Annotated in this window: 6 protein-coding genes; 3 read left to right on the top strand and 3 right to left on the bottom strand. The window is 72.2% G+C overall.

The features are described 5' to 3' along the window. The first annotated feature begins 252 nt into the window (after positions 1–252). Positions 253–1,104, top strand: a complete 852-nt coding sequence (locus tag AB0H87_RS35615) for an alpha/beta hydrolase (RefSeq protein WP_360156098.1) — start codon at positions 253–255, stop codon at positions 1,102–1,104. Here the strand turns inward: AB0H87_RS35615 and AB0H87_RS35620 are convergent. The 3 genes from AB0H87_RS35620 to AB0H87_RS35630 form a co-directional block, all read right to left on the bottom strand. Further along, positions 1,101–1,532 carry a hypothetical protein gene (locus tag AB0H87_RS35620; RefSeq protein WP_360156113.1) on the bottom strand — a complete coding sequence of 144 codons (432 nt, stop codon included), beginning with the start codon at positions 1,530–1,532 and terminating at the stop codon, positions 1,101–1,103. The two genes, AB0H87_RS35615 and AB0H87_RS35620, sit on opposite strands and share 4 nt — an antisense overlap. A 156-nt stretch (positions 1,533–1,688) precedes the next feature. Next, positions 1,689–2,957 (bottom strand): cation:proton antiporter, encoded by a 1,269-nt coding sequence (locus AB0H87_RS35625; RefSeq protein WP_360156101.1) that lies wholly within the window; start codon positions 2,955–2,957, stop codon positions 1,689–1,691. Between the two features lie 8 nt (positions 2,958–2,965). Then, positions 2,966–3,466: a cation:proton antiporter regulatory subunit gene (locus AB0H87_RS35630; RefSeq protein ID WP_360156104.1), complete on the bottom strand. Its 501-nt coding sequence runs from the start codon at positions 3,464–3,466 to the stop codon at positions 2,966–2,968. A gap of 70 nt (positions 3,467–3,536) precedes the next feature. Between AB0H87_RS35630 and AB0H87_RS35635 the strand changes: the two genes are divergently transcribed. After that, the gene (locus tag AB0H87_RS35635) at positions 3,537–4,628 is read left to right on the top strand and encodes a hypothetical protein (protein WP_360156107.1); all 1,092 of its coding nucleotides are present in this window, start codon (positions 3,537–3,539) and stop codon (positions 4,626–4,628) included. A gap of 85 nt (positions 4,629–4,713) precedes the next feature. Further along, on the top strand, positions 4,714–6,568 hold a 1,855-nt coding region (locus tag AB0H87_RS35640), incomplete at its 3' end, for a Clp protease N-terminal domain-containing protein (RefSeq protein ID WP_360156110.1).

The following is a 6,568-nucleotide window of genomic DNA, read 5'->3' on the forward strand; positions in this document are numbered from 1 at the left end:
TGCTGGCGTTCAAGGAAGCGGCCTACCAGCGGATCGCCGAGCTGGAGGCGGTCAGCGCCTACCCGCGCGGCGACCTGGTGCCGACCGCGCGCGCGTCGACCGCGCTGGTGGTCTGGCGACCACGCCGAGCGGCCGACCCGCCGACGCGATAAGCGCCCGCACAAGTCGGCGAAGGACTAATCTCACCATATCGGACAAAGAAGGCCGGGATCCACGGGGGGTCCCGGCCTTCCGCGCCCGGGGGGTTCGGGATTGGACATTCAACATCGCCGCCTGGCCGCCAACGATGCCGTGCACCACTACGCGGTGGTCGGTGACGGCCCGCCGCTCATCCTGCTGCACGGCTTCCCGCAGACCTGGCGCGCCTGGCTGCGCGTCGCCGAGCTGCTGGCCGGCGAGTTCCGGATCGTCATGCCCGACCTGCGCGGGCTCGGCGGCTCGCCCGGCCCGGCCAGCGGGTACGACAAGCACAGCCTGGCGGCCGACGTGCGGGCCATCGCCCGGGCCGAGTTCGGCGGGACGCCGGCGACGCTGTGCGGGCACGACGTGGGCGGCTACGTCGGGTTCGCGTACGCCCTGAGCCACCGCGACGTCACCGCGGCCCTGGTGCTCGTCGAGGCGGCACCGCCCGGCACCTCACAGCTCGACCACCAGATGACCAACCCGCGCCAGTGGCACCTGTCCTTCCACGCCAACGCCGACGTCGCGCACCTGCTGATCGGCGGGCAGGAGCGGGCGTACATCGACTTCTTCATCCGGTCCCGGATCTACGACGCCGGCGCGATCGAGGCCGCGGAGGTGGACCGCTACGCCGAGGCGTACGCGGCACCGGGCGCGCTGCGGGCCGCCCTGGAGATGTACCGCTCGCTGGCCCTGGACCGGCAGCTCAACCTGGCGGCGCTGGCCGAGGACGGCCGCCTGACGATGCCGGTCACCGCGGTGGGCGGCGCGCCGGCCGCCTCGACGACCGCCCTGCGCGAGATGGTCGCGGAGGTCGCCACGGACGGGCGGGCGGAGCTGGTGCAGGAGACCGGGTACTGGATCCCGGAGGAGCGGCCGGCGGAGCTCGCCGAGATCATCCGCGGCGCGGCCCGGACGCGCTAGGAGAGCCGGCGACCGGACCGGACGAGGCCGCCCTCGCACCAGTCGCGGTAGTCGAACAGGTCGGGCTTGGCCAGCAGCACCCGGCTGTTGTGGGCCCACGTGCGCATCAGGTCGTCGCCCAGCGTCTCGGCCTGCTGCACGAGCTTGCGCAGCCGCCGCTTGGGGTGGGCGCGGAACTTCGTGCGGATGCCGTCGGCCGCGTAGATGTAGAGGCAGTGCAGTGCGAACCGGCGGGCCGGGCAGGAGCGGTCCATCGCGAGCTCGAACAGCGTGGTGACCAGATGGTCGCCGGAGACGAGCAGGTCCCAGTCGGGTGGCATGGACTGCAGCGGCACCGTCTCGGGGTGGTAGGCCCAGGCGCGTAGCTCCGCCGGTGTTGGATCGACGGGGTTCGCGAACCCGCTGAACGACGTCGACTGCACGCTCACGGACACCTCGCTCCGCATGGTCATGCGTCGATCTCGCCCAATGGTCGATCTTCCGCTGTCAGACCCCTCTGCGGCGTCACCGTAGCGCCTGCCGCGAACCGACGGAAGGGGCCAAAGGTTAAGACCCGGGCACGATCAGCTGAGCGCGCTCAGTTACTAGCCAGTAGCGTCCGGTGTGTGTGTACTTAACGGATCCTCGGCCTCCGGGAGCCGCGGCGCGGGTGGTCCGTCCGCCGCCAGCGCGGGGCTCGGCGCCGAGCGCGGTCGCAGCAGCGCCTTGAACCACTCGAAGTCCGGCACGCGCGCGATGATCGGACCCACCACGACAGTGATCAGCACGTACGCCGTCGCGAGCGCGCCGAGTTTCGCGGGTATGCCCGGGGTGGCCACCGCCAGGCCGGCGATGACGATCGAGAACTCGCCGCGTGGGGTCAGCGAGAAGCCGGCCCGCCACCGGCCACGCACCGCGATGCCGGCGCGCTTCGCCGCGACGTACCCGGTGATGGTCTTGGTCGCGATCGTGACCACCGCGAGCCCGATCGCCGGCAACAGCACGGGCGGGATGTCGGCCGGGTCGGTGGTCAGGCCGAAGAACACGAAGAACACCGCGGCGAAGATGTCCCGCAGCGGCGACAGCAACTGGGTGGCGTGGTGGGCGACCGGCCCCGACACGGCGATGCCGACCAGGAACGCCCCGACCGCCGCCGAGACCTTGAGCTGCGCCGCGACGCCGGCGACGAGCAGGGTGAGGCCGAAGACGCCGAGCAGCAGAGCCTCGGGGTCGCGGGCCGAGATCGCGTTGGAGATCCAGCCGCCGAACCGGATCGCGACCACCAGCACGATCGACACCGTGCCGACCGCCACGATCAGCGCGACACCGCCGCCGAGCAGGTTGGTGCCGGCCAGCAGCGCGGTCAGCAACGGCAGGTAGAGCGCCATCGCCAGGTCTTCCATCACGAGCACGGAGAGCACGACCGGGGTCTCGCGGTTGCCGAGCCGGCCGAGGTCGGCGAGCACCTTGGCGACCACGCCCGATGAGGTCACCCAGGTGACGCCGGCGAGCACCACCGCGGCGACCCAGCCCCAGCCGAGAATCAGCGCGAACGCCGCGCCGGGCAACGCGTTGAGGGCCGCGTCCAGCAGCCCCACCGGGGCCGCGGTGCGCATGTTGCCGACGAGCTCGTCGGCCGAGTACTCGAGACCGAGCAGCACGAGCAGGAGGATCACGCCGAGTTCGGCGCCGACCGAGAAGAACTCCTCGCTGGCGTTGAGCGGAAGCAGGCCGCCGTGGCCGAACGCGAGGCCGGCGAGGAGATAGAGGGGGATCGGGGAGATGCCGAAGCGACGGCTGACCCGCCCGAGCAGGCCGAGGAGGAACATCAGCGCCCCGACCTCGATCAGCAGGACCGTCGTGCTCTCATGCATGGCGGGACTCAGCCGTCCGGATCGTTGTCGGCGAGGATGCGGGTGAGCGCGTCGAGCCCCTTGCGGGTGCCGACGGCGACGATCACGTCGCCGCTCTCGAACCGGAAGTCCGGGCCGGGCGACGGGATCACGCGGGCCGCGCGCAGGACGGCGACGATCGACGCGCTGGTGCGGGTACGCGCGCGCGTGTCGCCCAGCGGCCGGTTGACGAACGGTGAGCTCGCGGGCAGCGCGATCTGCTCGGTGAGCAGCCCGGCCGCCTGGTCGCGCAGGCCGGCGAGCTGGCCGAGCATCAGCGACGCACCGAGCAGGTCGGCGAGCGCCTCGGCCTCGTCGTCGGTGAGCTGGATCGCGGCCAGCCGCGCGTCGGGATCGTCGCGGTCGTAGATGATCAGAGCTCGGCGTCCGTCGCGATGCGACACCACACCGAGCCGCCGGCCCGCCTCCGTGACGAAGTCGTGCCGCACCCCGATACCGGGTAACGATGTCTGTTCCACCCGTACTCGCACGGTGGCAACCTATCCAAGGATCGGGAACCATGCCCATCTCGCGTGACTCGCAGCGGCACGGGGAGGTGTGATGCGCGGACGGATCCTGGTGGCGGCGGCCGCCGTACTCGTGCTGCTCGGTGGGTGTTCGATCGGCGACATCCGGCGCAAGCCGCCACCGCGCCCGACCCCGTCGGCGCCGGCGGCGACGGCCGCGACGTTCGAGGTGCGGGCAGGCTCGGTGCCCGTGCCGCCGAGCTACCACCTGCAGCAGGTCGAGTTCGTCGACCAGGCCCTCGGCTACGCGCTGTTCGCCCGGTGCGGTTCCGGCAGCGGCGCGCCCGGGCCGGGGGAGGTCTGCTCCGCGGCGCTGGTGCGCACCCAGGACGGCGGCCGGACGTGGAACCAGGCATACAACCCGCGTCCCGAGGCCAAGGGCTTCCAGATCGAGGCAGACCGGCAGCGGCTGGTGCTGTACGCCGACCCGGACGGCTACTACGTCTCGCGCGACAGCGGCCGGACCTACGACTACGCGGCTGGCGACACGAACGCCGTCCGCGTCCTCCGCGGCGAATATCAGGTGTGCTGCGACGGCGACGAGCAGCAGCGGGTGGTCTGGTTCGGTCCTGGCGGCAAGCCGAAGCCGACCCGCTCCCAGCCCGACGTGCCGAGCCTGCGCGCGGTCGGTTCCGCCGTCCACTGGCTGTTCGCGGCGGGTGTCGACGACAACGGGCGGCCGGTCACGGCGGTCTCCAACGACCAGGGCGCGACCTGGCGCCAGGTGCCGGTCGGCGGCGCGAGCGGCCGGATCGCAGGGCTGCGGATCGCGGTGGACCGCACCGGGACGTACGCGTGGCTGATCGGGCAGACCGACCTGATCTCGTGGCCCTCGATCTGGTTCTTCGACGGGCAGGGCTGGCGGTCGATGGGCGCCGCCGGGCACCCGGACCGCTTCACGTCGGCGGTTCCGCTGCCGGACGCCACCCTGGCGGTCACCACGCCGGAGCGGCCGGGGCTGGTCTCGGGCGGTGCGTTCGCCTGGGTGGACTGGCCGGTCCGCGATTGCTTCCTGCGCGGGCTGACCGACGGCACGCTGTTCTGCGCCGCCGGCCCGGTCAACTGGCTGGGTGTCGAGAGCTTCGGCGAGCGGAAGTGGATCAGGGTGCTCGTCGGCAACGAGTGACGCAGATCACAGGGCTCAGGTTGAGCGGAATAGACTCAACTCTGGTTTCGTCGTTCCTAGTGGACGCCAGCTACCAGGGGAGCCCATGAACACCGAACGTCTGACGACCAAGAGTCGTGAGGTCATCACCGGCGCCGCCGCCAGCGCCACGCAGCGCGGCAACGCCACCGTCGAGCCGTGGCACCTCTTGCTCTCGCTGCTCGACACCGGCGGCTCGACCGCCGGCGGGCTGCTCCGCGCCGTAGGCGCCAACGCCGCCGACATCCGGCGCGCGGCCGCCCGGGCGATCGAGAGCCTGCCCACCGCGCAGGGCCCGAGCGTCGCCGAGCCGAGCCTGTCCCGCGAGTTCGTCAACGCCATCGGTGCGGCCGAGCAGATCGCCCGCCCGCTCGGCGACGAGTTCGTCTCCACCGAGCACCTGCTCGCCGGCCTCGCCCGCGTCGGCGGCGCCGTCGCCGAGGTGCTCAAGCAGGCGGGCGCCACCGAGGACAACCTCGTCGCGGCGTTCCCCGCCATCCGCGGCGGCGACCGCCGCGTGACCAACGCCGACCCGGAGCAGACCTACCAGGCCCTCGAGAAGTACGGCGTCGACCTCACCGCGCGCGCCCGGGACGGCAAGACCGACCCGGTGATCGGTCGCGACTCCGAGATCCGCCGCGTCATGCAGGTGCTGTCGCGCAAGACCAAGAACAACCCGGTGCTGATCGGCGAGCCGGGCGTCGGCAAGACCGCGATCGTCGAGGGCCTGGCCCAGCGCATCGTGGCCGGCGACGTGCCCGAGTCGCTGCGCGACAAGAAGCTCGTCGCGCTCGACCTCGCCGCGATGGTGGCCGGTGCCTCCTACCGCGGCCAGTTCGAGGAGCGGCTGAAGTCGGTCCTCGAGGAGATCAAGAACTCCGACGGCCAGGTCATCACGTTCCTCGACGAGTTGCACACCGTCGTCGGTGCCGGCCGGGGCGAGGGCTCGATGGACGCCGGCAACATGCTCAAGCCGATGCTGGCCCGCGGCGAGCTGCGGATGGTCGGCGCGACCACGCTGGACGAGTACCGCGAGCACATCGAGAAGGACCCGGCGCTGGAGCGGCGGTTCCAGCCGGTGCTGGTCGGCGAGCCGTCGGTCGAGGACACGATCGGCATCCTGCGTGGCCTCAAGGAGCGCTACGAGGTGCACCACGGCGTGCGGATCACCGACGCCGCGCTGGTCGCCGCGGCGGCGCTGTCGGACCGCTACATCACCGACCGGTTCCTGCCCGACAAGGCGATCGACCTGGTCGACGAGGCCGGCTCCCGGCTGCGGATGGAGATCGACTCCCGGCCGGTCGAGGTCGACGAGGTCGAGCGGGCCGTCCGCCGGCTCGAGATCGAGGAGATGGCGCTGGCGAAGGAGCCCGACGTGGCCTCCGCCGAGCGCCTGGAGCGGCTGCGCAAGGAGCTCGCCGACAAGCGCGAGCAGCTGACCGCGCTCTCGGAGCGGTGGCGGCTGGAGAAGGAGCACATCACCAAGATTTCGACGGCGAAGGAAGAGCTGGAGCGGCTGCGCGGCGAGGAGAGCCTCGCCGAGCGCGACGGCGACTTCGCCCGGGCGTCGGAGTTGCGCTACGGCCGGATCCCCGAGCTCGAGTCGGAGCTGACCGCGGCCGAGGCCGAGCTGGTCTCGCTCCAGAGCAGCGGCGCGATGCTGAAGGAAGAGGTCAGCGCCGACGACATCGCCACCGTGGTGGCGTCCTGGACCGGCATTCCCGCCGGGCGGCTGATGGAGGGTGAGACCGCCAAGCTGCTGCGGATGGAGGAGTCGCTGTCGTCCAGGGTGGTCGGTCAGCCGACGGCCGTCGGCGCCGTCGCCGACGCGGTCCGCCGCGCGCGGGCCGGCATCGCCGACCCCGACCGGCCGACCGGCAGCTTCCTGGTCCTCGGCCCCCGACCGGAGGCGAACGGCGCCG

Source organism: Asanoa sp. NPDC050611 (assembly GCF_040654855.1).
Lineage (GTDB): Bacteria > Actinomycetota > Actinomycetes > Mycobacteriales > Micromonosporaceae > Asanoa.

Excerpts from the sequence above, each read along its gene's own strand:
- AB0H87_RS35625 (WP_360156101.1), bottom strand. The coding sequence starts at position 2,957 with ATGCATGAGAGCACGACGGTCCTGCTGATCGAGGTCGGGGCGCTGATG.
- AB0H87_RS35635 (WP_360156107.1), top strand. The coding sequence starts at position 3,537 with ATGCGCGGACGGATCCTGGTGGCGGCGGCCGCCGTACTCGTGCTGCTC.